The organism is Mesorhizobium sp. M0514 (genome assembly GCF_040321145.1).
In the GTDB taxonomy this organism is placed as follows: domain Bacteria; phylum Pseudomonadota; class Alphaproteobacteria; order Rhizobiales; family Rhizobiaceae; genus Mesorhizobium.
Genome location: NZ_JAMYQZ010000002.1, coordinates 46,448 through 72,356, shown reverse-complemented (window position 1 = coordinate 72,356; position 25,909 = coordinate 46,448). Strand labels below are relative to the sequence as shown.

25 protein-coding genes and 1 pseudogene are annotated in these 25,909 nt (G+C 63.3%); 16 read left to right on the top strand and 10 right to left on the bottom strand.

Annotated features, from left to right (window positions below):
* The first annotated feature begins 80 nt into the window (after positions 1-80).
* From rfaD to waaC, 3 genes are read left to right on the top strand one after another with little or no spacing between them, the layout of a single operon-like run.
* Complete coding sequence (rfaD, locus tag NKI61_RS01235) at positions 81-1,031, top strand: ADP-glyceromanno-heptose 6-epimerase (protein ID WP_023683756.1); 951 nt, start codon at positions 81-83, stop codon at positions 1,029-1,031.
* A complete protein-coding gene (waaF, locus tag NKI61_RS01230; protein WP_352838687.1) occupies positions 1,004-2,011 on the top strand; it encodes a lipopolysaccharide heptosyltransferase II in 1,008 nt (335 codons plus the stop codon). The genes rfaD and waaF overlap by 28 nt, the downstream gene beginning before the upstream one ends.
* Positions 2,008-2,982, top strand: a complete 975-nt coding sequence (gene waaC, locus NKI61_RS01225; protein ID WP_352838686.1) for a lipopolysaccharide heptosyltransferase I — start codon at positions 2,008-2,010, stop codon at positions 2,980-2,982. The genes waaF and waaC overlap by 4 nt, the downstream gene beginning before the upstream one ends.
* A gap of 23 nt (positions 2,983-3,005) precedes the next feature.
* Here the strand turns inward: waaC and greA are convergent, their stop codons facing one another.
* Positions 3,006-3,479, bottom strand: coding sequence for a transcription elongation factor GreA (gene greA, locus NKI61_RS01220; RefSeq protein ID WP_023683753.1), 474 nt, complete (start codon positions 3,477-3,479; stop codon positions 3,006-3,008).
* 290 nt (positions 3,480-3,769) lie between these two features.
* The gene (locus tag NKI61_RS01215) at positions 3,770-4,306 is read right to left on the bottom strand and encodes a tetratricopeptide repeat protein (RefSeq protein ID WP_023683752.1); all 537 of its coding nucleotides are present in this window, start codon (positions 4,304-4,306) and stop codon (positions 3,770-3,772) included.
* 226 nt (positions 4,307-4,532) lie between these two features.
* Here NKI61_RS01215 and NKI61_RS01210 point away from each other — a divergent pair, with 226 nt between their 5' ends.
* From NKI61_RS01210 to NKI61_RS01200, 3 genes are all read left to right on the top strand, one after another.
* Positions 4,533-4,958, top strand: coding sequence for a DUF3775 domain-containing protein (locus tag NKI61_RS01210; protein WP_023683751.1), 426 nt, complete (start codon positions 4,533-4,535; stop codon positions 4,956-4,958).
* Between the two features lie 186 nt (positions 4,959-5,144).
* Positions 5,145-6,221, top strand: coding sequence for an extensin-like domain-containing protein (locus NKI61_RS01205; RefSeq protein WP_352838739.1), 1,077 nt, complete (start codon positions 5,145-5,147; stop codon positions 6,219-6,221).
* 132 nt (positions 6,222-6,353) lie between these two features.
* The gene (locus NKI61_RS01200) at positions 6,354-7,142 is read left to right on the top strand and encodes an extensin-like domain-containing protein (RefSeq protein WP_023683749.1); all 789 of its coding nucleotides are present in this window, start codon (positions 6,354-6,356) and stop codon (positions 7,140-7,142) included.
* A 20-nt stretch (positions 7,143-7,162) separates the two neighbouring features.
* Here the strand turns inward: NKI61_RS01200 and NKI61_RS01195 are convergent, their stop codons facing one another.
* A complete protein-coding gene (locus NKI61_RS01195) occupies positions 7,163-7,882 on the bottom strand; it encodes a gamma-glutamylcyclotransferase (protein WP_023817614.1) in 720 nt (239 codons plus the stop codon).
* 112 nt (positions 7,883-7,994) lie between these two features.
* Here NKI61_RS01195 and NKI61_RS01190 point away from each other — a divergent pair, with 112 nt between their 5' ends.
* A complete protein-coding gene (locus tag NKI61_RS01190; protein WP_286440051.1) occupies positions 7,995-8,702 on the top strand; it encodes an LssY C-terminal domain-containing protein in 708 nt (235 codons plus the stop codon).
* A 70-nt stretch (positions 8,703-8,772) separates the two neighbouring features.
* A complete protein-coding gene (locus NKI61_RS01185; protein WP_023683747.1) occupies positions 8,773-10,083 on the top strand; it encodes a hemolysin family protein in 1,311 nt (436 codons plus the stop codon).
* Between the two features lie 28 nt (positions 10,084-10,111).
* On the opposite strand, the gene NKI61_RS01180 is transcribed toward NKI61_RS01185, so the two are convergent.
* Complete coding sequence (locus tag NKI61_RS01180) at positions 10,112-10,990, bottom strand: DMT family transporter (protein ID WP_050587011.1); 879 nt, start codon at positions 10,988-10,990, stop codon at positions 10,112-10,114.
* A gap of 258 nt (positions 10,991-11,248) precedes the next feature.
* On the opposite strand from NKI61_RS01180, the gene NKI61_RS01175 reads away from it, so the two are divergent.
* Complete coding sequence (locus NKI61_RS01175; protein WP_352838738.1) at positions 11,249-12,544, top strand: glucoamylase family protein; 1,296 nt, start codon at positions 11,249-11,251, stop codon at positions 12,542-12,544.
* 165 nt (positions 12,545-12,709) lie between these two features.
* Here NKI61_RS01175 and NKI61_RS01170 read toward each other — a convergent pair whose 3' ends face one another.
* On the bottom strand, positions 12,710-13,315 hold the full coding sequence (locus NKI61_RS01170; RefSeq protein ID WP_023671992.1) for an NADPH-dependent FMN reductase: 606 nt from the start codon (positions 13,313-13,315) through the stop codon (positions 12,710-12,712).
* An 89-nt stretch (positions 13,316-13,404) separates the two neighbouring features.
* On the opposite strand from NKI61_RS01170, the pseudogene NKI61_RS01165 reads away from it, so the two are divergent.
* Positions 13,405-13,771: pseudogene (locus tag NKI61_RS01165) on the top strand (winged helix-turn-helix transcriptional regulator).
* A 500-nt stretch (positions 13,772-14,271) separates the two neighbouring features.
* Here NKI61_RS01165 and NKI61_RS01160 read toward each other — a convergent pair.
* On the bottom strand, positions 14,272-14,667 hold the full coding sequence (locus NKI61_RS01160) for an acyl-CoA thioesterase (protein WP_023671995.1): 396 nt from the start codon (positions 14,665-14,667) through the stop codon (positions 14,272-14,274).
* A 223-nt stretch (positions 14,668-14,890) separates the two neighbouring features.
* On the opposite strand from NKI61_RS01160, the gene NKI61_RS01155 reads away from it, so the two are divergent.
* Genes NKI61_RS01155 through NKI61_RS01145 form a run of 3 tightly spaced genes read left to right on the top strand, consistent with a single transcriptional unit; the run spans position 14,891 to position 18,632 of the window.
* Positions 14,891-16,507, top strand: coding sequence for a GMC family oxidoreductase (locus NKI61_RS01155; RefSeq protein ID WP_023823427.1), 1,617 nt, complete (start codon positions 14,891-14,893; stop codon positions 16,505-16,507).
* Positions 16,504-17,718: a mandelate racemase/muconate lactonizing enzyme family protein gene (locus tag NKI61_RS01150; RefSeq protein WP_352838685.1), complete on the top strand. Its 1,215-nt coding sequence runs from the start codon at positions 16,504-16,506 to the stop codon at positions 17,716-17,718. Before NKI61_RS01155 ends, NKI61_RS01150 begins: the two co-directional genes overlap by 4 nt.
* Positions 17,715-18,632 carry an NAD(P)-dependent oxidoreductase gene (locus NKI61_RS01145; protein WP_023683741.1) on the top strand — a complete coding sequence of 306 codons (918 nt, stop codon included), beginning with the start codon at positions 17,715-17,717 and terminating at the stop codon, positions 18,630-18,632. Before NKI61_RS01150 ends, NKI61_RS01145 begins: the two co-directional genes overlap by 4 nt.
* 92 nt (positions 18,633-18,724) lie before the next feature.
* Here NKI61_RS01145 and NKI61_RS01140 read toward each other — a convergent pair whose 3' ends face one another.
* Positions 18,725-19,663, bottom strand: coding sequence for a diacylglycerol/lipid kinase family protein (locus NKI61_RS01140; RefSeq protein WP_023689702.1), 939 nt, complete (start codon positions 19,661-19,663; stop codon positions 18,725-18,727).
* 771 nt (positions 19,664-20,434) lie between these two features.
* On the opposite strand from NKI61_RS01140, the gene NKI61_RS01135 reads away from it, so the two are divergent.
* Positions 20,435-20,635 carry a hypothetical protein gene (locus tag NKI61_RS01135; RefSeq protein ID WP_027049921.1) on the top strand — a complete coding sequence of 67 codons (201 nt, stop codon included), beginning with the start codon at positions 20,435-20,437 and terminating at the stop codon, positions 20,633-20,635.
* A gap of 38 nt (positions 20,636-20,673) precedes the next feature.
* Here NKI61_RS01135 and NKI61_RS01130 read toward each other — a convergent pair whose 3' ends face one another.
* Positions 20,674-21,306 carry a hypothetical protein gene (locus tag NKI61_RS01130; RefSeq protein ID WP_352838684.1) on the bottom strand — a complete coding sequence of 211 codons (633 nt, stop codon included), beginning with the start codon at positions 21,304-21,306 and terminating at the stop codon, positions 20,674-20,676.
* A gap of 285 nt (positions 21,307-21,591) precedes the next feature.
* Here NKI61_RS01130 and NKI61_RS01125 point away from each other — a divergent pair, with 285 nt between their 5' ends.
* Entirely contained in the window at positions 21,592-22,107 is a 516-nt protein-coding gene (locus tag NKI61_RS01125; protein ID WP_352838683.1) for a hypothetical protein, read from the top strand.
* A gap of 224 nt (positions 22,108-22,331) precedes the next feature.
* Here NKI61_RS01125 and NKI61_RS01120 read toward each other — a convergent pair whose 3' ends face one another.
* Together NKI61_RS01120 and NKI61_RS01115 are read right to left on the bottom strand one after the other, a co-directional pair.
* Complete coding sequence (locus NKI61_RS01120; RefSeq protein WP_352838682.1) at positions 22,332-23,300, bottom strand: hypothetical protein; 969 nt, start codon at positions 23,298-23,300, stop codon at positions 22,332-22,334.
* 46 nt (positions 23,301-23,346) lie between these two features.
* On the bottom strand, positions 23,347-24,393 hold the full coding sequence (locus NKI61_RS01115) for a CapA family protein (RefSeq protein WP_352838681.1): 1,047 nt from the start codon (positions 24,391-24,393) through the stop codon (positions 23,347-23,349).
* Positions 24,394-24,539: 146 nt separating this feature from the next.
* Here NKI61_RS01115 and NKI61_RS01110 point away from each other — a divergent pair, with 146 nt between their 5' ends.
* Positions 24,540-25,805 carry a hypothetical protein gene (locus tag NKI61_RS01110; RefSeq protein ID WP_352838680.1) on the top strand — a complete coding sequence of 422 codons (1,266 nt, stop codon included), beginning with the start codon at positions 24,540-24,542 and terminating at the stop codon, positions 25,803-25,805.
* Positions 25,806-25,909: the final 104 nt, after the last annotated feature.

Genomic DNA, 25,909 nt, shown 5'->3' with positions numbered 1-25,909 from the left:
CTGTGGCGTCGTGGTGCTTCATCGACAGTACGCTTGGCCTCCCTTATAAGGACCGGAATCGCAAGCAACCAGAGGCCTTCATGATCATCGTCACGGGCGGGGCCGGCATGATCGGCTCCAACATCGTCGCCGCACTCAATGCCGAAGGCCATGATGACATCCTCGTCGTCGACGACCTCACCGACGGCCACAAGATCGCCAACCTGGCCGATTTGCAGATAGCCGACTATCTCGACAAGGACGAATTCTTGGCCACCTTGGAAGCCGGCGACCTAGGCCGCGTCGAGGCCGTCTTCCACCAGGGCGCCTGCTCGACCACCACGGAATGGAACGGCAAGTTCATGATGGACGTGAACTACGCCTTCTCAAAGCGCTTGCTGCATGGCTGTCTTTCGCTGCGCATACCGTTCCTCTATGCCTCCTCGGCTTCCGTCTACGGCGGCGGTTCGGAGTTTCGCGAGGATCCCGCACTTGAGCGGCCGCTCAACGTCTACGCCTATTCGAAGAAACTATTCGACGACTATGTCAGGCGCACCGTGTTCGACACCGATCATTCGCAGGTCGCGGGCCTGCGCTACTTCAACGTCTATGGCCCGCGCGAGGCGCACAAGGGCGCCATGGCCTCGGTCGCCTTCCATCTGTTCAATCAGGTCGGGCGCGGCGAAAACCCAAAGCTGTTCGGCGCCCATGACGGCTTCGGCCCCGGCGAACAAAGCCGCGACTTCATTCACGTCGGCGATGTCGCCGACGTCAATCTGTGGCTGTGGAAGCGCGGCTCGAGCGGCATCTTCAACTGCGGCACCGGCCGCGCCCAGCCGTTCCGCGCCATTGCCGAGACCGTGATCGATACGCTGGGCCAGGGCGAGATCGAGTTCATCGAATTCCCCGATCACCTCAAGGGCAGCTACCAGAGTTTTACCCAAGCTGATATGTCCCGCTTGCGCGCAGCCGGCTATAATGGGCAATTCCGCAGCGTGGAAACCGGCGTCAGAGACTATGTCGAATGGCTGAAAGCCCAACGATCCTCGTGATCGGCCCACGCTGGGTGGGCGATATGGTCATGGCGCAGTGCCTGTTTTCAGCGCTGAAGGACGTCCATCCCAACGCCGCCATCGACGTGCTGGCCCCGGCCTGGGCGGCCCCGCTGGTCAAGCGCATGCCCGAGATTCGCCAGCAGATCGATTTCCCGCTGCAACCGGGCGCGCTCGAATTCACCATTCGCCGCCGCTTCGGCCGCCTGCTGCGCGGCCGCTACGACATGGCCTACGTCCTGCCGGGCAGCTGGAAATCGGCGCTGATCCCGTTCTTTGCCCGCATCCCCCGCCGCTTCGGCAATCTCCGGGAAATGCGCTACGGCCTGCTGACCGACATCGTGCCGCTGCCCGATGCCGTCAAACGGCGCACCGCGCAGGCCTATTTTGGCCTCGCCCAAGGCGGACATTTCCGGGCGCCGCACCTGACCGTCGATGGCGGCAATCAGAAAGAGTTGCTCGCCCGCTTCGACCTGCAGCCGGGAAAATTCGTCGCCATGATGCCCGGCGCCGAATTCGGTCCGGCCAAACGCTGGCCTAGCGAAAGCTATGCCGGCCTCGCCGGAGAGATGATGGCGAAAGGATTCGAGGTCGCGTTGTTCGGCTCGAAGAACGATCGCGACGTCACCGCCGAGATCGCAGCACTCGCGCCCGGTGTCGTCGATCTGGCAGGAAAGACGCGGCTGGAGGACGCCATCGACCTGATCGCCGCGGCCAGGCTGGCGGTGTCCAACGACAGCGGGCTGATGCATGTCGCGGCCGCCGTCGGCACACCGGTCGTTGCCGTCTACGGTTCGACCTCGCCGGAAAACACGCCGCCGTTGGCTGAACAGCGCGAACTGATCTGGTTGCATCTGTCCTGTTCGCCCTGCCACCGGAAGATCTGCCCGCTCGGCCACTTCAACTGCCTGAAGACGCTGGACGTTGCCCAAGTGGCAGCGGCGGCGGACAGGTTGCTGGAACTCCCGGCCGCCGCATGAAGGTTTTGATCGTCAAGACCTCCTCGATGGGCGACGTCACCCACACCTTCCCCGCCGTCGAAGATGCACGCCGCAAGCGCCCCGATATCGCCTTCGACTGGTGCGTCGAAGAAGCCTTTGCCGCCATCGTCGCGCTGCATCCGGCGATAGCAAAGATCCATACCGTCGCCATCCGGCGCTGGCGCAAGCATCTGTTCAACGCCCGCACATGGCGGGAGGCGACAAGCTTGCGCCGCGCTCTGCAAGCAGGCGAGTACGACCTCGTCATCGATGCGCAGGGGCTGCTGAAATCGGCCCTGGTGGCGAAACAGGCAGCGGCACCAATCGCAGGTTTCGACCGCGCGAGCGCGCGGGAGCCCTCGGCAACGTTGTTTTACCAGCGCAAATACGCCGTGCCGCGCAACCTGCACGCCATCGAACGCACGCGCCGGCTGTTCGGGCTGGCGCTCGGCTACCAGCCCGACCTTTCGACCCTGGCATCCGGGATTGTGCCGCCTCCGGGCCGCCTGGCCGGCATCGACGGCAAGACGGCCTTCCTGCTGCACGGCACCAGCCGCGAAGACAAGAAATGGCCCGCCGAAGACTGGATCGAAACCGCTCGCCTGCTGGTTGGTACCGGAATGACGCCGGTCACCACCTGGTCGAACGAGCGTGAGAAGGCGGTCGCCGAGGCAATCGCGAAAGCCGTGCCGTTAACGATCGTGGTGCCGAGATCGCCGCTGGCAGACATTGCCGCGATCCTTGGCCGCTCGACGCTGGTTATCGGCGCCGACACCGGTCTGACCCACCTCGCCAGCGCCTTCGGCCTGCCGACGGTCGCGGTGTTCCTGGCGACCGAGCCGGGTTTGACCGGCCCGCGCGGGCAATATGCCTCAACGTTGCTGGCCGCAGCGGGGGAGCGCCTCATGCCGGCACAGGTGGTGCCGGAAGCAGAAAAGCTATTAGCCCTTAAGCTCCAAGCTTCGGCATAGGACCTTCCAGCAATTCTGAGGTGCTAGATAAATTGCACCTGGACGATCTCATAACCCCTGGCGCCGCCGGGGGCGTTGACCTCGATGGCGTCGCCGACTTCCTTGCCGATCAGCGCACGCGCGATCGGCGAGGAGATCGAAATACGGCCCGATTTCACATCCGCTTCCTGGTCGCCGACAATCTGGTAGGTCTTCTTTTCCTCGGTGTCCTCGTCGACCAGCACCACCGTGGCGCCGAACTTGACCTTGTCGCCGCTAAGCTTGGTGACGTCGATCACCTCGGCCCGAGCAATATAGTCTTCCAGTTCGTTGACACGGCCCTCATTGAGGCTCTGCGCCTCTTTGGCGGCATGATATTCGGCATTTTCGGACAGGTCGCCATGCGAGCGCGCTTCGGAGATCGCCTCGATGATACGCGGCCGCTCTTGCTGCTGGCGCCAGCGCAGTTCTTCCTTCAATGACGCGAACCCCTCGCCTGTCATCGGGACCTTGTTCATGATGCCTGACCTTTCCTGCCGCCACCCCCGCATTTCGGGGAAAGCCTTGTCGATGGGTATAAAAAGAAAACGGGTCCGGCAGCCTCGGGCTAACGGAACCGTTTCACCGCAATTTTCCCCAATATAGCGATCCTCGCGCGTTTTTCACGCTGAAAAAGCAGGCTTTTTGAAAAATCATGAGCCGACTTGCGCAATTGCCGTCACGGCATGTGCAGCGTGTTGCAGTTGCGACAACAAAAACCGGCTGCGATTGCTCGCAGCCGGCCCAGAGAAGCCGTTGGGGGGTGGGGTCAGCTTCTCATGAAATGGTAGATCTGTTCGGCCAGCATGCCGTATTCGCGCGAATCTTTGCCCGTCCGCTTCTCGATCTCGGCCAGCTGCGCCTGGGCGCCGGCCAGGTCGCCGATCTGCAGATGGGCCTCGCCGAGATATTCGCGCACCAGCGTGTAATCCGGGTTGATGCGCAGCGCTTCCTCGTAATAGCCGAGGCCGACGGTGACACGGCCGGAATGGCGATGCGAATAGCCGAGATAGTTGAGGATGCGCGGATCCTGCTTGTTGGCGGCAAGGCTGAGCACGGCGATCGCCTCGTCATAACGCCCGGCCATGGCCAGGTCGTGACCAGCATCGTAGATGTTGTCGTCGTCCAGCATGCCGTACTTCGGCGCGACGCATTTCTGCTTTTTCTTGTCCCAGACCTGCCCCTTCTTGCACTGGGTGGTGGTTTCGGTACCACCGCCACCGCCGCCGGCCGCAAACACCGGAACCGCAAAGAACTGCAGCGCGACAAGCGCCGCAGCCGCCTGGATCAACACTCTTTTATGCATCGGAGCCTCCTTGAGGGATAATGACAAGCTTGAGGGAAAATGACGATAATGAAAAGCTAACGCCGGGATGCAGACTTTTCATCCCGGAAACCCGCAGCCGCCGAAACTAGTGCGGCCGTGCCTGACCTGAATTCGGTCAAAGGCGGGAGTCAGGGATCAGAACATGACGTGACGCGCGCTGCAAATCCGCTATCATTCGGGAAACGATCAGCGGGGGTGCCCGAGAGTGCAACAGCGCCGTGAGCGGGAATGGGAGCTATCGATCGGCCCGGACACCGTGCGCCTGTTCATTCTCAAGGCAAAGGGACTGAGTGCTGCCGTCAACGAAGACTATGCCGACGGTGCCGAGCATGAGGTCGAGCTCGATGGTGAATCACATGCCAATCACCACCATGACGGTCTGGCGGAGGAAAGCGCGGAAGACCTCACCGAGGAAGAGCTGCGCGAGCTGATCAACGACCTCAACGTCGACGAAGCGGCCGAGTTGATCGCGCTGGCCTGGGTCGGCCGCGGCGACTATGACGCAGCGGAATGGTCCGATGCGGTTGCCGCCGCGCGCGACCGCGCCAACAAGCGCACGGCGAAATACCTGCTCGGCATGCCGCTTTTGGCCGACTGGCTGGAAGAAGGGCTGGAAGCGATTGGCGCGTAACGACGTCGTTACCGTTCGTGATGGGCCGCAGGCAACCTCCGGGCGTTCGCGCCGTTGAGGACGATGGGGTCTGTTGTACTTTCCCGAACATGCAGGGTTGCACTGGTCATGGTCGTCACGGCTCTGCTGCTGACGCAAGCCGACGCCAAACAGCGCAAGAAGCATTACACGCCGCTGTCACAGCGGTTGGAGCAGTTGTTTTCACCGCGGGTCGACTCGCATCCTAAGCCGCGCAGCAAACACCGCCAGAAGCCCAGGCCACAGCGGCACATCACGCCAAAGCAGGTGGAACAAAAGACCCCGGATAAAGAGCCCTCGCCCGCCGATGTTCCGGTGCAGCCCTCGCGCGTTGTCCCGCTGCCCGAGGCGCGTCCTTCAGAGGCGCCGAAGACCGGCGCGGCACCGATCGAAAAGCAAAAGGCCGAAGGTCCGAACCCCCTTGGCGCGCCCAACCGGTCCAATGACGATCGATTCAACGAAGAAAAGTCCCGTTTTAGAAAGCAGGCGCGGCCCGGACCGTCAGCCCCGAAGCCGTCGACCGATAAGCAAAGCGAGCCCGAGCCGCCGGCCGCGGTGCCGATTCCGACACAAAAGCCAGACACTCCGGAACCTGAAGCTCAGCGGCCGGCCGTTGCTCCGCAGCCACCTGAAAAACCCGATGCCGGCGACAAGAAGATGCTGCCTGATCCGCGCTCGGCCGATTTGCCCGATGCAAAAATGCCGGCGGCGGAAGTCGCCTGTCGCGAGCGGCTGACGGCCCTTGGTGTCGAATTCGAGGAGCATAAGGCGGAAAGCAATCCCGACATCGGCTGCTCGATCCCCTATCCCCTGCTGCTGAAGTCGCTCGGAAAATCCATCGCCATCGGCCCCGCGACCGAACTCAACTGCCCGATGGCCGAGGCGGCAGCCCGCTTTGCCGCCGAAATCATACAGCCGGCGGCGAAAGCCGAGTTCGGAGCCGACCTGAAATCGATCAACCAGGCATCGGCCTTTGTCTGCCGGCCGCGCAACGGCACGCGCCATCTGTCGGAACATGCCTTCGGCAATGCGCTCGATATTGCCAGCTTCACGTTGTCGGATGGCAGAAAGGTCGAAGTCGGTCCAACGCCGCCCGAGAAGGACGGCAAATTCCTCAATGCGGTGCGCAAGGCCGCCTGCGGACCGTTCAAGACCGTGCTTGGGCCGGGCGCGGACCCGGACCATTCCCTGCATTTCCATCTCGATCTCGAACCGCGCCGGAATGGTGGCACTTTCTGCCAGTAATGGCCCTCCAGTGATCGTCATGCCGGTGATGGTCTGGCTGCCGCATTTCGGCCGCAGGCATGAACGTGGACGCTGAGTTTTCCTTTACCCTTGATCGTTAAAATCCCATCGATCAAGGACAGGATTCCGCCCATGGCCGCAATATTTCGCGCCGCCGCGAAGGCAAAAAGCGCAGCGATACTGGCCACCGGTCTTGCGCTGGCCGCCGTTTCGGCTTGCAACACTGGCAGCGTGCTGTCGCTGCAGCCGGCCGTCGATGTCGGCTCGCAGACCGCGGCCGTGCCGCAATATGAAGGCATGCAGAAGCTCGTCCCGTCCAATCCCTATATGACTGCCGCCTATCCGCGCATGGACGAGCCGATGTCGGAGCCGCAGCAGATGCCGGCCAGCGAAACCGATTGCCGTGGCGAGCTGAAGCGCCTTCGCGTCGTCTACACCGATGTCCAGCCGATCCATGAGGGACAGTGCGGCATAGACTGGCCGGTCAAGGTCTCCGCCATCGGCGGCATCCAGATGAAGCCCGCCGCGACATTGACCTGCGACATGGCCGCAAGTTTCGCCGCCTGGACCAGCAACGAACTGGTTCCTTCCGCCCGCTGGCGCTATTTCTCGGGCGTCAAGACCATCCACCAGGGCTCAAGCTATTCCTGCCGCAACATCGCCGGCGAAGGAGTCCTGTCCGAGCACGGCAAGGGAAACGCCCTCGACGTCATGAGCATCGAGCTCAACAACGGCGACGACATCGACGTGCGCAAGCCCGGCCTGTTTGCCTTCCGCACCCGCGGTTTCCTCAACAATGTGCGTGCCGACGGCTGCCAGTATTTCACCACCGTGCTCGGTCCCGGCTACAATTACGATCACCGCAACCATTTCCATTTCGACATCAAGAACCGCAAAAGCGGCTACCGCGCCTGCCGCTAAGGCGTTTCACCGTTAAGAAATCAGTCGGGATTGGCGTTCCCTATGGAAGCGATGATTTGCTGGGCCACCAGATCTTGGATGCGCCAAAGGTTCCTGTCGCGGATACCGCTCTCTTCCAACTTGCTGACGGTTCGGAACAGGTATTGAGCCGACGAGCCCCAATGCCCGGCAGCCCGTGCCAGCGTGTCGGCAACCTGCTCCAATGGCAGCCGGCCGGCATAGGCCCTGCCGTCTGGCGCGGCGACGAAAGCCAAGGCCCGCAACGGCCCATCCTTGGTCTTGACCTTGATCCAGCATGGCACGTTGGTCGGCGGATTGGCATCGATCTCGCGGCGCATCAACTGGCCAAGTTGCCCGACATGGTCTTCCGCGGGCAGCCGATAGACGATGCCGTTGCAGCTGCCGCCTCGATCGAGCGCCAGCATCAGCGCCGGCAAATCACGGGTTCCGCGCCAACGGGTCAGCGTCAGGCAGAACGAGCGGTGCCATCCTGGCGCCGTGGCCGGGCGCTGCTCGACATGGGCAAATTCGGGGTTCCAGATCAGCGACCCGTAGGCAAAGACCCATAGCGCTTCAGGCCGATGCTCCGACAGAAGTTGCTCGACAAGACTATCGAACTCCGCGTCTGTATGCTCGGTTGTTCCGGGCTCGGGACCCGGATCCGGTTCGACACGCTCGACCCTTGCGACAAGGTCCGCGGTCAATGCCATCGAGCTGCGACCCACCGGCTTCTTATCCATTGCTGCTCACCCCCCGCAAAAACGATGGCCGACGATAGAACGGCTGCTCGCCGCTGGCCATTGATTTCCAGGGTCCGTCAGGCACAGATACCGCACGGATCGAGCCGCTTTCATGAGCCGACGAAGCCTGCAACGACGCGCATTGACCTGGCTCGCCGCTCTTCTGGCGGTCTGGCTGGCCCTCGCCTATGTCGCTGCGCCGGAATTCTGGACGGTTCGCGACCGCGGCTTTCGCACGCAGACTTTCGAGATGGTGACACACACGCCGCAAGGCATTCCGGGCGACCCGATCAATATCGGCCTTGTCGGTACCGAAAAAGAGATGGTCCATGCCTTCGCCATGGCCGGATGGGATACGGCCGATGGCGTGACGCTAAAGACCGCGATCGAAATCGGTGAGAGCGTGCTGTTCGACCATCCCTATCCTGACGCCCCGGTCAGCCGGCTGCTGTTCGAAGGCCGCGCCCAGGATCTCGCCTTCGAAAAGCCGGTCGGCGGCAGCGCCGACCGGCGCCATCATGTCCGCTTCTGGCGCAGCGATGCGACCGGCGACGACGGCCGAACGCTCTGGATGGGCTCGGCCAGCTTCGACCGCGGCGTTGGTCTCAGCCACGATACCGGCGCCATCACCCACCATATCGCCCCTGACATCGACGCCGAGCGCGATCTCGTGATCCACGACCTGTCGGCGGCCGGCATGGTGATCTCGGTGAGCGACATCCCGGGCATCGGCGCCACCAGGACCGGACGCAACGGCGGCGGCGATCCCTATTTCACCGACGGCAAGGCTGTTGTCGGGGTGCTCAGGCAATTCCCCTGAACCACTGTCATTTTCCAAAAATCATCGCGGACTATTTTCCTGCGGCCCGCCGCAATGCTATTGAGCCCTGATGCTATACGTCGAAATCGCCACCGTGGTCGTCCTCATCTGTGTGAACGGCCTTCTGTCGATGTCCGAGCTCGCCATCGTGTCGTCGCGCCCGGCGCGGCTCAAGGCGATGATCGACCGGGGCGTCAATGGCGCCGGGCGTGCGCTGACGCTCGGCTCCAATCCCGGCAAATTCCTGTCGTCGGTGCAGATCGGCATCACTCTGGTCGGCGTGCTGTCGGGCGCCTTCTCCGGCGCCACGCTGGGCGACAGGCTGTCGGTGTACCTGGCCTCGACCGGCATGCGCGAAAACATCGCCGATCCGCTCGGCGTCGGCATTGTCGTTGCGATCATCACCTATTTCTCGCTGATCGTCGGCGAACTGGTGCCCAAGCAGATCGCGCTGCGCGATCCCGAGCGTGTTGCGGCCCGCGCGGCGCCTGCGATGACCATCCTCGCCACCGTCTCGGCGCCGCTGGTGTTCCTGCTCGACATTTCCGGCCGCGCCATATTGTGGTTGCTCGGCCAGCGCGGCGAGAGCGAGGAAAAAGTCACCGACGAAGAGATCAAGATGCTGGTCGCCGAGGCCGAGCACCACGGCACCATCGAATCTGACGAGCGGCGCATGATCGCCGGCGTCATGCGGCTCGGCGATCGCGCCGTGCGCGCCGTGATGACGCCGCGCACCGAGGTCGACTGGATCAATTTGCAGTCCGATGAGGGTGCCATCCGCAAGCTCTTGATGGAGACCCAGCATTCGCGCCTGCCGGCCGGCGATGGCGGCGTCGACGTCATGGTTGGCGTTGTTCAGACGCGCGACGTGCTGGCCGCCCTGCTTGCCGGCCGCGCACTCGATCCGCGCAAGCATGTGCGCGCCGCCCCCATCGTCTACGACCAGGCCGACGCGCTGGATGTGCTGCAGAAGCTGAAGGAATCCGACGTGCCGATGGCGCTGGTGCATGACGAATACGGCCATTTCGAAGGGATCGTCACACCTGCCGACATCCTCGAGGCCATCACCGGCGTCTTCCGGGCCGATACCGACGCCGGCGACGAGGAAAACGCCGTCAAGCGCGAGGACGGCTCATGGCTGCTCGCGGGATACATGCAAGCCGACGAGATGGCTGACGTTCTCGGTATCGACCTGCCGGAAAACCGCGACTACGAGACCGTCGCCGGTTATGTGCTGTCGCACATGCACCATCTGCCGGCGACCGGCGAATGCGTCGACGCGCAAGGCTGGCGTTTCGAGGTCGTCGACCTCGATGGCCGCCGCATCGACAAGCTGATCGCCACCCGGCTGCCCAGCGGCCATCGCGAAGTGGTGCGTTGACGCTCTGCCGTCAAAGCGAATAGCGCCCTCAGACCGCGGCTTCGATCGGTTCGGCAAGCTTCGGATTGGAGCGCGAGGCGATCAGGCAACTGGCCACGATCAGGGCCGCTCCAGCCAGCGTGGTCCAGGTCGCCGCCTCGTCGAAGAACAGCCAGCCAAACACGATCGCCCAGATGAAGGCGGAATACTCCGTCGGGATTAGATATTGCGCTTCGGCCCGCGCGTAGGACCAGCTCATCAGGAACTGGCCGGAGAGCGACAGCGCCGTCACCCCGGCCAGTGGAAGCAAGAGATTGCCCGGCAGGGCAACCGCGAGCCAGGGAGCGGCGGGGAGAAGGACGGCGGCAACGCACAGGTTCTGGAACAGCATGATCTCGACTGGTTTGGCCACCAGCGCCTGCCGCCGCGAGAGGATCAGATTGTAGGCGTAGAACACCGTCGATGCGAGCACCGCCACCGTGCCAAGCAGGGCATCCCCGGTATAGTTCCCTTGCCCGAACTGTCCGGCCATGATGATGACGACGCCGGCGATGCCCGCCAGCGACGCCCAGATCGCCTGGCGCTGTATGCGTTCGCCCAAAAGCAGCGCCGCCAGCAGGAGAGCGAACAGCGGCGCGACGAAACTAAGCCCGATCCCATCCGCTAGCGGCAATCTGGCAAGGCCCCAGAAGAACGACAGCAGAACGATGCCCACGATCACGGCGCGCAGCGCGTGTAGCCGCAGCACGGAAGGCGTGGGAAGGGAACGCGGCCCCGCCGCCCAGGCCGTGCCCGCGACCACGCTCGCAAGCATGCTTCGCCACAGCACCGTGTTGTAGACACCGACGGCGATGACCAGGATTTTCATCGCCGCATCCATGGCGGACAGAAGGAAGATCGCAAGTGCACAGACCAGCACCGGGGTCATGGGGGAAACGACGCCTGACAGGCTGGGTGACTTCACGGGGCATGCTCATGTGATGGATCGCAGCCGGATATATCAGGGGAGGACGGACAGGCCAGATGGCAGGGCCGTGCATATGGCGGTCCAACCGATCTTCGCAGCCCCTCGATTTGAATTCGGTGCGTTGGCAGCGCCTTTCGCTATCGGCCCCAGCCTGCCCTCACCCATGATTGATCCGCTGGAAGAATGGCAAAAGCAGCCAAAGCCTCTATATCGATTGTCATGGATGCATCGAACGAACACGCGCTAAACGACGAGCTTCTCCAAGATATCCAGCGCCTGTCCTTCGAGTATTTTCTCAACGAGGCCAACCCTGCCAACGGCCTGGTCGCCGACCGCAACACGCCAACGTCGCCTGCCAGCATAGCCGCCGTCGGGCTCGCTTTGTCGTCCTATCCCGTCGGTGTCGAGCGCGGTTTCATGACGCGCGATGCCGCAATCGAGCGGACGCTCGCCACGCTTCGCTTCTTCTGGAACGCCCCGCACGGGCCGGAGCCCGATGCCACCGGCTACAGGGGTTTCTACTATCATTTCCTCGACATGAAGACCGGCCGCCGCGTCTGGAATTGCGAACTGTCCACGATCGATACCGCCCTTTTGCTTGCCGGTGTTCTGGCCGCCGGCGCTTATTTCGACGAGGACGATGAGCTCGAACTGGAAATCCGCCAGCTTGCCGATGCGCTCTACCGCCGTGCCGACTGGCGCTGGGCGCAGAACGGCGGCGCCACCGTCACCCATGGCTGGCGGCCTGGAAAAGGCTTTCTCCGCTACCGCTGGGAAGGATTTGACGAGGCGCTGATCCTGTACGTCCTGGGTCTCGGTTCGCCGACCCACTCGCTAACTCCCGAGAGCTACGCGGCCTGGCTGTCCACTTACAAATGGAAGACCATCTACGGCCGCGAGATGGTATATGCCGGCCCGCTTTTCATCCACCAGTTCTCGCATATCTGGATCGATTTTCGCGACATCCGCGATGCCTTCATGCGCGATCACGACCGGGACTATTTCGAAAACAGCCGCCAGGCGACGTATCTGCAGCGCGATTACGCAATCCGCAATCCGAGGGGGTTCGCGGGCTATGGCGAGAATTGCTGGGGCGTCACCGCCAGCGACGGCCCAGGTCCGATCGCGCGGCGAGCCGATGGACGCCGCTTCTTCGGTTATCTCGCCCGCGGCGCACCGTTTGGCCCCGATGACGGCACGCTGTCGCCATGGGCGGCAATCGCCTCCTTGCCTTTTGCGCCGGAAATCGTGCTGCCGGCGCTGCGCCATTTCCACGAGATGGACCTGCGCGACGGCAACCCTTACGGCTTCACCGCGAGCTTCAACCCGACGATCGCTGCCGACGACGGTCGCGCCTGCGGTTGGGTATCGCCGGACCATGTCGGCATCAACCAGGGGCCGATCGCCCTGATGATCGAGAACTACCGGTCCGACTTCCTGTGGCGATTGATGCGCCGCGTGCCGGCCATCACCACAGGACTGCGCCGGGCCGGGTTTTCCGGCGGTTGGCTGTGACAGGCGGCGATCCTTCGCGCGGGATCGTCAAGGCATCAGCGCGACCTTGCCGGTCCGACTCCACCATCCGGCCAAGGGAGCCGAGAGCGCCTCTTCACGTGAATGAAAAAGGGCGGCGCAAACGCCGCCCTTTGGAAAAATCATCGATCCTTGGGAGGATAAGGCTCAGGCCGCCTGGGCTTCGCCGGCAATCGCGTCGGCCTGACGCGCTGCCTTGAGCACGCGGGCCCACCAGGCAACGTCGTTGACCAGCGCCGTGGCAGCCTGGTTCAGATGCTCGATCTCCTCGAGCTTCTTCTCGCCCTGGCGCACCGCCAGGAAATCGCTCCAGGCAATGTGAACGGCGGATTTGACCGGCGCCATCTGCAATTCGACCGCGGCAAGACGCAAATGTTCGACAGCGCGCGAGCCGCCGACGCTGCCATAGCCGACGAAACCGGCCGGCTTCTTGTTCCATTCATTGGCGGCGTAATCGATGGCGTTCTTCAGCACGGCCGTCGGGCCATGATTGTATTCGGCGGCGGTGAAGATGAAGCCGTCGAATTCGGCGACCTTCTTTTGCCAGCGCTGGGCAACTTCGTTCTGCGACGGCGCCCAGGCGGACGAGGCGACCTCGTCGAAGAAGGGCAGCGGCCAGTCGCGCAGGTCGACGGTCTCGACGTCGATGTCGGCATGAGATTTCGCGATCTTGGCGATCCACTGGGCGGGCACATCGGCGAAACGCGCGGCGCGTGTCGAACCGACGACGATGGCGATTTTGGGCTTGGACATGGGGCTCTCCATATATGCAAAAGCTGGTATCGTTTGGATACCGGCGCTATATGAGATACTGACAAATGGCAGCGCAAGGAGGCACCGTTATGTTACTGAGGCACCCGCACAACACCGAAGACTGCCGCGCCGTCTCGGAAATCCTGCAGCGCGTCGGCGACAAATGGACCGTTCTGGTCGTCGGCAAGCTGGGCGGCGGACCGCTGCGTTTCAATGAGTTGCGCCGCTGTCGGCGGCATTTCGCAGAAGATGCTGACCACCACCTTGCGCGGTCTTGAGCGCGACGGCTTCGTCACCCGAACCGTGTTCCCGACCATCCCGCCACGCGTCGACTATGAGCTGACGGAGCTCGGCCATGAGCTGCTGGTGCCGGTCGGCGCGCTCGGCGAATGGGCGCGGAAGAACACCTCGCGGGTCCAGGCGGCGCGTGAAAGATTCGATGGCGTGCACGCCTGAAAACCGTTGCCCAGCAATAGTTTACGGATTTTGCCGTCGACGACGCGTACCCGGGTTTAACTGGATCCGCCCTTGCATCGTTGGTCACGCCATCGCGACATAGCTGCAGCGTTTCGTTCGCCGGCGCATCATCATTTTGAGGCTGACGAGGTCTTCCGCTGACGGGCCCTCAGGCCTTTGACGCAGGGTTGCTGCAACACACTGCGCCGCACGTCTCTACCCTTGCAGACCGCTGGGCAGTCCGCTCGTTGCCAACGGTCCGGTCGTGCGTGCAGGCAACGCCTGGAAGCTCTTTCCTGATCTCGGTATAAGCGGTCGTGCCAAGCAGGCAGATCACCGCGACAAGGGCCGCCACGAGCCAGACGTTCAGCATATGTTGACGCATTGTCTTCCCTCCGCCGCCCGCAGAATCGGATGTGAAGGCAACCGTTGGATGTCGCGTAGCGCGTCGCCCGCGCGGGGGATGTTACATAAGCGCAAGCTTGGCAGAATCGACGATGTCAACTTTCGGTTGGAATCGGCTTCGGCTTGCCGTCGCTATCCAGCGCCACCATGACGAAATCGGCGTGGGTGACCTTCTCCATCAGGTCGGAGAGGTAGCGCTGCGCCCACGCCTCGACCTTGAGCGTCATGGAGGTGCGGCCGACGCGCTCGACATGGGTGTAGATGCACAGCGTGTCGCCGATCTTCATCGCTTTGGCGAAGGACATTTCCTTGACAGCCGCCGTCACCACGCGGCCCTTGGCCCGCTCGGCCGCACGGATGCCGCAGGCAAGATCCATCTGCGCCATCACCCAACCGCCAAAGATGTCGCCGGCCGCATTTGCATCGGCCGGCATGGCGAGCGTACGCAAGGTCAGATCACCGATCGGCCGTCCGTCCGCGTAATGCACCATCCGAGATTCCCCTGAAGCGATAGCCCTTGATCCCGTAGCGTCATGGACCCAAGAGGTCAACGCGACGGGCGAGGCTCCCGGCGCAATGTCGGTTCCATGGTGGCTTTTCCGACCAGGCGTCTCACGGTCGCTTTTTCCACAAGCCATGCCGGAAGCCGCAGGGGCGCGGCCAAGCCGTCGCGGATAGGCTGCGCTCAGTTTTGCGGAGCCGCCAACACCAATCATGCAGACTTATGACTTCATCATCGTCGGCTCCGGCTCGGCCGGCTCGGTTCTGGCCGACAGGCTGTCGATTTCGGGCCGCTTCTCCGTGCTGGTGCTGGAGGCCGGCGGCAGCGACCGCCGCTTTTATGTCCAGATGCCGCTCGGCTACGGCAAGACTTTCTTCGATCCGGCGGTCAACTGGAACTACAAGCCCGAGCCGGACCCCGGCCTTGCCGGCAATGTCGACCATTGGCCGCGCGGCAAGCTGCTTGGCGGCTCCAGCTCGATCAACGCCATGGTCTGGATCCGTGGCGCGCGCGAGGACTTTGACGACTGGCGCGATGCCGGAAATCCCGGCTGGGGCTATGACGATCTGTTGCCGGGCTTCAAGGCGCTCGAGGACAATGAGGCCGGCGCCGACAAATGGCGCGGCACCGGCGGGCCGCTGCATATCACCGACACGACGAACGCCGTCCATCCGCTGACCAGGCGCTATCTCGCCGCCGGCCAGCAGGCAGGGCTGCCACTCAACCCCGACTTCAACGGCGCCGCCCAGGAAGGCGTCGGCACCTACCAGATCTCGACCAGGAATGGTCGCCGCATGTCGGCCGCGCGCGCATTCCTGCGCCCGGCGATGAAGCGCAAAAACGTCCGCGTCGAGACGAATGCGCTGGCGAGCAGGATCCTGTTCGAGGGCAAGCGCGCCGTCGGCATCGAATATCTGCAGAATGGCGAGACCAAGACGGCGCGGGCCGGCCGCGAAGTCATCCTGTCCGCCGGCTCGATCAACTCGCCGCAGCTCTTGCAACTGTCCGGCGTCGGTCCCTCCGCACTGCTCAAGGGGCTTGGCATCCCGGTCGTCCACGCCAACGAAAATGTCGGCGCGCATCTGCAGGACCATGTCGGCATCAACTATACCTTCAAGGGAAACGTGCCGACGCTCAACCAAATCTTGCGGCCCTGGTGGGGCAAGCTGCTGGTTGGCATGCAGTACATCCTCACCCGCTCCGGCCCGCTGTCGCTGTCGATGAACCATGGCGGCGGCTTCTTCCGAACCGACCCGGCGTTTTCGCGCCCCAACATGCAGCTTTATTTCCAGGCTTTCTCGACCGTCATTCCGAAGAGCGGCGAGCGGCCGATCCTGACGCCAGATCCGTGGCCGGGCTTTTCCATCGGCCTCTCCAACTGCCGCCCGTCCAGCCGCGGCGAGATCATGATCCGCTCCAGCAATCCGCTGGACTATCCCAGGATCGTCGCCAACGCCTATTCCACCAACGCCGATGTCGACGAGATGCTGGCGGCGGTGAAATTCGTGCGCAAGATCGCCTCGATGCCCGCCATGGCCGAAATCATCACTGAGGAGGTTTTGCCGGGCCCATCGATCCAGTCGGATGCTGACCTGATCCAGGATTTCAGGAAGCGCTCAGGCACCGTCTATCACCCGGTCTCGACCTGCCGCATGGGGCCGGACGCCGGGGCCGCCGTCGTCGACCCGCGCCTGAAAGTGCACGGGCTCGAAGGTCTGCGCGTCATAGACGCCTCGATATTTCCCGCCAACATCACCGGCAACACCAACGCCGCCTCGGTCATGACCGGATGGAAGGGCGCCGAACTGGTTCTGGAGGACCAAAAATGAAGATCACCGACGTCAAGACCTGGGTAGTCGGCAACCCGCCGCCCGGCATCGGCGGCAAGTATTTCATCTTCGTCAAGCTGACCACCGATGGCGGCGTCGTCGGTTACGGCGAGGCCTACAACGCCACCTTCTCGGCTCACATAACAGCGAAGCTGGTCGAGGACATGGCCGAGCGTTACCTGATCGGCCACGATCCGCATGACATCGAGACCTTCTTCCGCCGCGCCTATTCCTCAGGATTTACCCAGCGCCCCGACGTTACCGGCATGGGCTGTTTCTCGGCGCTGGAAATGGCCTGCTGGGACATTGTCGGCAAGGAAGCCAACAAGCCGGTCTACAAATTGCTCGGCGGCCAGGTGCATGAGACGCTGCGCTCCTACACCTATCTCTATCCGCACACCGGCAGCGTCCATTCGGAAGACGCGCCGGACGGCAGGAACGTCTACAATGACCCCGAATTGGCGGCCGCCTGCGCGCTCGAATATGTCGAGCAGGGGTTCAACGCCGTCAAGCTCGACCCGGCCGGACCTTATACCGCCTTCGACGGCCACCAGCCGCGCCTGATCGACATCGATGTCTCCACCCGCATGGTCAAGGCGATCCGCGAAGCCGTCGGCACCCGCGCCGATATTCTGTTCGGCACGCATGGCCAGTTCACCGCGTCGGGTGCGCTGCGCATGGCACGCGCCATCGAGCCCTACGATCCCTTGTGGTTCGAAGAGCCGGTGCCGCCGGACATGCCCGAAGTGATGGCTCAGGTGGCGCGAGGCACGTCGATCCCGATCGCCACCGGCGAGCGGTTGACGACCAAGTTCGAATTCGCCCGAATCATCGAGAACCGCGCCGCCACCATCCTGCAACCGGACCTTGGCCGTTCCGGCGGCATTCTCGAAACCAAGAAGATCGCCGCCATGGCCGAGGCATACCACATCCAAATCGCGCCGCACTGCTATTGTGGGCCGATCGTTGGCGCCGCCAACATCCAGCTGGCGGTGACGCTGCCCAATTTCCTCATCCTGGAATCGCTGAAGCAGTGGGACGGCTTCCACGCGACACTGCTCAAGAAGAAGATCGAATGGCAGGACGGCAATGTCATTCCATCGAAGGAGCCGGGCCTCGGCGTCGAGCTGGACGAAGCGGTCTGCGAGGCGCATCCCTACACCGGCAAGGACCTGCATTTGCAGATGATGCAAACGCCGCTGATGCCGTGAGCGAACGCTACGCCTTCATCGGCCTTGGCCATCTCGGCGGCAACCTTGCCGCCAGCCTGTTGCGCAACGGTTTTGTCGTCATCGTCTTCGACCGCGACCCCGCCGCCGTCGAGCGCCTCGTGGCGCTCGGCGCCACGGCCGCGACCAGCCCGGCCGAAGCGGCGGCACAGGCCGGCAATGCCATTACTTGCCTGCCCTCGCCCAAGGTCAGCGAAGCGGTGCTGGCGAATGCCGGCGGCCTGCTCGAGGGTCTGCCCAGGGGCGGCTCCTGGATCGAGATGTCGACCAACGGCCGCGACGAGATCCTGCGCCTCGCCGCCCTCGCCGCGGCCAAAGGCATCGAGACGCTGGAGTGCCCGGTCACCGGCGGCGTGCATCTGGCCGCGGTCGGAAAGATCACCGCGCTTGTCGGCGGCGATGCTGCGCTTTACGAGCGCCATCGTCCGGCCATCGAAGCGATGTGCGCAAAGTCGTTCCTGATGGGTCCGGTCGGCTCCGCGGCGGTGATCAAGGTGATCACCAACATGCTGGCCTTCATCCATCTCGTCGCCGCCGGCGAGGCGCTGATGTTGGCCAAGCAAGGCGGCCTCGACCTCGCGCAATCCTACCACGCCATCGTCGCCTCCTCCGGCAACAGCTTCGTCCATGAGACCGAAAGCCAGCTCATCCTCAACGGCTCCTACGACATTGGCTTCACCATGGACCTGGCACTGAAGGACCTCGGCTTTGCGCTTGCGATGGGCAGGGAGTTCAGACTGCCACTCCAACTGGCGCCGCTTGTGAGTGAGATTTTCCTGATGGGCAAACAGGAATATGGCGGCGGCGCCTGGTCGACCCAGATCGTCAAACTGCTCGAGGATGCCGTCGACATGGATCTGCGCGCGCCCGGTTTCCCAGCCAAGCTGGAAAGCTAAGCCGGGTAAATATGTCCTGCGATTTCAGGCCCTTGGCCGGTTCGCCGGAATCGCCGCTCAAACCACCTGAATCAATCCCTCAACGCCTTGATTCAATATCTCAGCGTCAGCGCTCCGGGCAGGATCTCAAACGTCGCGGGTATACGCCCCGGCGACTCGCCATCTATGTCGACCAGCGCGCCGTTCTTCTCGACATCGCCGATAGGTTCGACCACCACTTTCCGGCCACGCAATATGGTGATGGCCGGATGGTTGCGGTGCCGGCCGCCATAGAGCAGCCGAATATCCCAGATCAGCTTCAGCTTGCCAGCCGCGCGCAGGATGACGATGTCGAACTGGCCGTCGGCGAGTTCGGCGTCCGGGGCGATCATCATGCCGCCGCCGAAGAACTTTCCGTTGGCGACCGCCACCAGCGCCATGCGCGCCTCGACCGGGGTGCCATCGTCGACGGTGATCCGGACATCCTGGAAGCGGTAGCGGATGAACTCGACCACGGTGCGCCAGAAAAACAGCGCCTTGGCCGACATCCTGCCCTTGCGCTTGTCGGCATTGACCGCACGGTCCGTGGCGCCGGACAGGCCGAGGCTGGCGATATTGATGAAGTGCCGGCTGGCCAGCGCGCCATGGTCGTCGATGTAGCAGATGCGCCCGGCATCGACCTTGCGCGCCTTGGCTTCGGCGATCCGCTTCAGCACCGCATCCACCTCTTTCGGCAGCCCGAGCCCGCGCGCGAAATCGATGCCGGTGCCGCAAGGCAGCAAGCCAAGTTCGGTTGTCCGGCCGCTCTCATCGAATGCCTGCAGCAATCCGTCGGCCACCTCGCTGGCGGTGCCGTCGCCGCCGGCCGCGATCACCAGCTCGAAGCCGCTTGCCGCGAGGTCGAGCGCCAGCCTTTCGGCGTCGCCCTCGGCCTGCGTCTCGCGCAGCTCGAATTCGCCGAAATGCTTTTTCAGCGACGCAGCCACCTCCGGCCAATGCCGTTTCAGCCGGCCGCCGCCGGCAATCGGATTGAGCACCACCCCGACTTTCAATGCGTACCCTCCCCGCACCGAGCCGATAGGCTCGATGCTTTGCCGGCATTGAAGCCCGCGCCAGCCGGCGGAGCAAGGGGCACAGCCGATCAGGCGCCAAAAAGCGGGCGGGCTGTCTAATGCAGCTGGAGTCGAAATTCCGAGCTTTGTGGCAAACGATCCCCGATAATCCCGTTATCCACAGGCTCACGCCCATTCCCCAAAACCCTTACCCGGCGTAAGTTTAGCCCATCTCAGGCGGCTACCGATCGCCACGCCGAAAGGCAAAGCGAAAAGGCGGATTTCCTGAGGCCCGTACGGCCCGAAGCGAGAGCAGGCTTGCCTGTTCGAGGGACGGATGCCGAGACCTACGGGGCCGCGGAAAGCGTGCGAACGCCAACGGCGGACCGATGCTGCCATGAAGGACGGCGAAAACCTTCGATGGCGCGCCGAACGAAGCTCGCAAGGGTGGAGAACGGCGTGGTCTGGAACGGGCACTGCCCTCGGGCGGTGACTGGCAGGACCGTCAAAATCAAGGCCGGCATGGCGCGACGACTTTGCGGAAGTTGCTGCCGCGACCGTGTCCTGATCTGACAGGGAGGCGCTGGGAGAAATCCCGGCGCCGACTGTCTTTGGGCCAAGGGTCCGGTCGGCGAAGCGACGCGTAAGAAGCCGATACTTTGCTGGAACGCGATTTCGGCGCTGACGGCACCACTTCATCACCAGGCGCGGTCAGCAATTCACCGACATGATCCCGCGCCTGATCGACAGAGGCGTGTCCTTCGTCGATCGGTGGCAACGACGCGATCATGCTCACCGTGTTTCGGCGGCGGACTTCGCTCCGCCCAAAGGCTCCCGCACGCCGTTCAGCCAACCGTTCCGATCGATCCGGCCACCCGTCGCACCGGGCTGATCGTCGCCGTGCGCAAGCTGCACATCGTGCTGCCGGCGCTGTTCGAAGCAGGCGCGAGGCTGGAGCGCGTCTACAACTGAAGCCGCGCCCTGCACCGCGGCCTGCCCGGCGGGCCAAGCTACTTCTTCGGGCCGATGCCCGGGATCAAATTGAGGCCAGCGTTTATATATTCCGGCCGTATGGCGCCGCTGATGAGCGTGAAGGTGGCGAGCATGATGCAGGCCAGCGCACCGTCATGCCATGGCCTGAGGGCCAGCGCGTTGACGGCATAGGCCCAGAATGGGAAGGCGAGCATCGACATGACGATGTTGGCTCCCGGAGCCTCCGCATTGTCGGCTGAATCGCTGACCGATTTCAGATACACCGGCGTCATCGCCAGCGCGACGATCAACATGATCCATGAAATGGTCCAGACGCTGATACCGGCCATTTCAATCTTATAGATGGCTGCCTGCACCTTACCCGGAATGTCCCCCGGATTGCCTTTGGTCTCTTCCGCCACCGCATCGGTCAACGCCTTGGCAACCGGCTGCTCGGTGGCATTGACCAGGATGGAATTGACGAAGATGAAAAATGCCACGACTTCGGCAGGCACGTACTTCGCCACCCGGTCGAGATAGCCGTCGCCGCCTTTCGATCCTTGATCTCCTTGCTTGTCATCGTCGACGCCGAGCGGAGCATCGCCTGGAATGCCCTCGAGCGTTGAATCCCTTTTCGGCACAGGCTCGGCGGACCGGACAATTCTTCCCATGACAAACCCCTCCTATATTGTTGTATCGCCCCGTGAGTATCGTAGTAGAAAACCGGGCCAAGAAACAGTTGTCGCGGCCATAGCCGACAAGATTTATTCAGGCTTCTTCCTGCAAATGCATCACGCCCCCGCCCTATTGCTACCGGGTGTCTCGAAATCCACCTGTAGTGAGCGGTACCCAAAAAACGCATCCCCCGGCTCATCGCGTGATCGCGGCCAAAATCCCGCCTTGTTCGCGCGCGATGGAAGGACTGGCTGCCGGGGGGCAATCCGAAGGACAAGACCGTGCTCAAGACCGCCCTTGTCGCCATGACCATTGTCGGCTGCGACTGCGACGCCAAGCTTTGCGAATATATCGGCGAGACGCCGGCGAAGTGGGCGACCATCGCCGACTGCGAAGCGGCGATGAAAAGCCAGATGCTGCACCAGAAGAACTTCGACTATCCGCTGGTCTCCGGCATATGCCGCAGCAAGGGGTCGGCGTCTTCTTCGCAACTGGCGGCGGCCGCATCCCGCCCGGAACTGAAGCCGGCCAGCCGGAATGTCCAAACCCCGTTGCCGCCGGAACTGAGCCATCGGCCGAGCGTTTCCGTCGGCTCCCCGACGACGGCCATGGAGGCAGCAGCGGTACGGCCCGTCGCCTACGAGCAAGTGGTCGATGGCGGAACAGGCGTGCTCTACCGCACCAGGAACGGCTACGCCGTGGTGAAGACAGATCTCGGCCGCGTCGCGTCGGCAACGGTCGGCATGGCCAAGCGGTCCGCGAACTGGCTGGCAGGGCTGGTGCCGAGCGGGTTGTGAGCGGCCTGCCGTTCGGACCATACCACGCTGTCGCACTGCCGTTGAAAACTCCAGATAGATGCATGATGGTGTCAGGCATCGACACGCAGGAGCGCCATTTCATGAAGCATGCAGTTCGAACCGTGCTGTCCCTGGTGCCGGCCTTGGCGCCGGTTCCGGCCGGTGCGCAGGATTCCGGCCAGGGCGGAAGCGCGTCGCATGAATTCGTTTCGACGCGCGGCGCTTTAGGCCTCGCCATCCGTCGCGCCGATCTTGCGCACCAGCGCCGCGGTCGCCAAGATCGCGCCCATATCGGCGATCATCGGCGCGATGTGCTTGGTGTAATCGAGTGGCACGGAAATGGCGGGCAGTTCGAAGAAATTCTTCGGCTGCGGCAAGAGCAGGAAACCATCGCTGCCATTAAGTGCCACCCGCGCCGGATCATCGCGCCATGTCTCGTGCAGCCATTTCAGCGCCTGCGCCAACCGGCCGCTCACCAGCGGCTGCGCGGCGGCGACATTGTCGGTGCGAAATTCGTAGTCGCCGTCGAGCAGCGGATCGCCGCTGGACAGTTCCTGCATCTTGCCGGCGAAGATGCCGCGGAAGAAACCGACCACCGCGTTGCTGCGGCGCGTCGCGACCAATATGCCGGGGAACGGCGCGATCGTTTCGAACGCAACGATGACGCCCTTGAAGACCGTCGACGAGCCTTTGCCCGAACCTTGGCGCAACTCCGCCTCGTAGAGCTCGAACGGAAAATCCTCGTAGCGGCCTGACACGATGTCGTCGAAGCTCTGCCGGTTGAAGGCGCCGACCACGGCGCGCGGCAGCCGGTCGAAGGAATTCGGCGTCACGCTGTGCTGATAGCGCACATCCCTGATGAAGCCGAAGATGATCGGCAGCAGCGTCTCACGGAACGATTGCTGCAGCCGCGTCGCCGGCCTGATCGCCAGGAAGTACAGCAGCAGCGCCGCGAAGAAACCGCCGGCATAGAGGAACACATGCGGCGTCGAGAACCATTGCTCGTTCAAGTCGGCGACCTTGTTGAACAGCCAGGCCACCAGCACGACAAAAACCAGCAGCAGCCCCAGAAACACCGGCACCCGCCAGCGCACCTGGCGGCAGGCCGAAGCCCGTCCAGCCTCATAGATCTCGATATTCTTCCTGATGCCGGCGACCACCGCTTCATCAGGCATGAACTCAGCTGCTTCCATCGCCCCCTCGCAAAGTCCTATTATACCTATGATAACGGGAAAGTTGTCAGTCGCCAAAGATCGCCTTCAGCCTGGCCTGGACCTTGCCCTTCACCCGGCCAGTCAGCGCCTCGACCGGAACCAGCCGCTCATGCCCGCCTGCGCGCAGCCGCATGAAGGGATGCATCCGGTACCCGGCGATCGCACCGCGCATGCCGAGATCGGCGCTGACATCGACGACGAAAATGCCGGCGATGCGGCCGGGCCAGGGCTGCCGCGCCAGCGCCGTGCCGAGGAAGTCGCCAAGCCCGTAAGCCACGAGCGTCTTGCCGACCCATTGCACCGGCTGCACGACATGGGCGTGGTGCCCGGCAATCAGCCCGACGCCGTGACCGGCCAGCACCCTCGCCAGCATTTGCGTTTGCGGCTGCGGAAAATGCCGGAACTCCCAGTCCCAGTGCGGCACCGCACAGGTGAGATCGATATTCTTGTCGGCCGCGCCTCTCGGCCATGCCGCCGGATCGCCTTGCATCGAGACAAGCTCGGTGAATGGCCCGGCGTCACCATTGCGCCACAGTGTGAAGGCGGCAAAGCCGATCGTCAGCGGCCCGGCCTTGACCTGCTCGACCGGTCCTTTTTTCGCGGTGCCGATGGTGCGGATTCCAAGCCGCTTCAACGCCGCAACGGTCTCGTCGAAACCGGCGACGCCCTGGTCGAGCACATGGTTGTTGGCCAGCGACAGCACGAGCCTTTCGCGCGCGATGCCTACGGCGGCAAGCGCCGCGGCAAGAAACCGCTCGCTCATCGCATGGTGAGTGCCAAGCCGCGTGCCAAACGCCACGCTCGGCCGCTCGACGACCGGACTTTCGCAATTGCCGATCACCAGATCGGCTGAGCCCAAGAGCTTTGCGATCTCCGGATCGCACTCCGGCGCACTATGGTTGGCCACCGCCGAAATATCGCCGACAAAGGCCAGCCGCACCTTGCGCCCTGGCGGTGGATCGATGAGTGTCGTTGCCGCGATCGGCGCAAAATCCCTGACATCGCCGCCGAGAGACGGTTTCAGGAAGCGCGGCAGCCATGACAGTTTGTAGGAAAGCGGATAATTCGACACGCGACGCCCAATCGTTTGCCCAATCGGTTAGCTTGTGTAGACGGTCTGCCCGGGAAGTGTCGACCGTCAGTCCTTGAAACACTGCCGCCGGCAGACACGGCGCCAAATGCGTGTAATGTCTGCGCATCGCATAGTGGAGGGATGAGATGACACGTTTTGCAGGCCTGCTGGCGTCCGCCCTCCTCCTGTTGCTGCCTTTATCTTCGGCCCGCGCCGCCGCGCCCGAAGCGGCAACCGCTTTGTTCGAGGCCAAAACGGTGACCGAGCGCAACGCCGCGCTTACCACGCTCGAGGCTGCAGCCCAGGGCGATCCGGCGTCAGCCTATGCCGCCGGCGCCGGCGAATTCTTCACCGCGCTGGAAATCCTCGCCGGCGGTCTGCACCGCCACGGGTTCGAAAGCCCGCAATCCTTCATGCTGCCGCTGATGCGGCTGCCGATTCCGGACAATCCCAAGCCCGAACCGCTGACCTATGAGCAGTTCCGCGCCATTCTGGTCGCCTTCCGCGACCGGCTGGAGACATCCGCGGCCACTCTGGGCTCGGTACCCGCCGATGCCGATATCGGCATGGTCGTCGACCTCACCCATGCCGGCATCGATCTCAACGAAGACGGTGCCATCGCGCCGGATGAAAGCATGGCCGCGATCATGGCCTCGCTGTCGCGCGGCGGTATCTCGTCGGACGGCGCCGCTCCCTCGCTCACATTCCGCTTCGACCGGGCCGACGGTTTCTGGCTGCAGGGCTATGCCGAATTCCTGATGGCGCAGGCCGATTTCTGGCTGGCGCATGATTTCAGGACCATGTTCGACGGCTCGTTCCACATGCTGTTCCCGCACGCCAAACTGCCGCTGCAGGACGTTCTGGTGCCTCCCGCCGGGGACATGGGCAGCAGCATCTTCTCATCGGAATGGCGCATCGCGGATTTCATCTCCATGGTTCACCTCGTCAACTGGCCGGTGGTCGAGCCCGAGCGACGTCAAGCGGCGCGCCGCCATCTGCTCGAAATGATCCGGCTGTCGCGCCAGGACTGGAAGGCGATCCGCGCCGAGACCGACAATGACCGCGAATGGCTACCGGGACCGCAGCAGAAGGGCGAGAACCCGCTCACCGGGCTCGAAGTCGGCGAGGAGCAGGTCGAGGCCTGGCTCGCCACTCTGACCATGGCCGAAGACCTTTTGGAAGGCCGCAAGCTGCTGCCGCATTTCCGCATCACGGCCAGCACCGGCCAGGGCATCAACATGAAGCGTTTCTTCGAAGAACCGAAGCCTTTCGACCTAGTGCTGTCGATTACCGGCCCGGCCATCGCGCCCTACCTCGAGAGCGGTGAGATCGTGACCAGCGGCGAGTTCGACCAGATCCAGCGTCAGTTCGGTGGCGGTGGGTTTTTGACCTTCGCGCTGTGGTTCAATTGAGCAGGTGGCCCGGCTTTGCGTGACACAGCTCCTGACACCCTTGTGTCAGGAGCTTCGACCCGCTTAGTGTCCCTTGCCACTGCACTCTTTCCATTTTGGCGGAC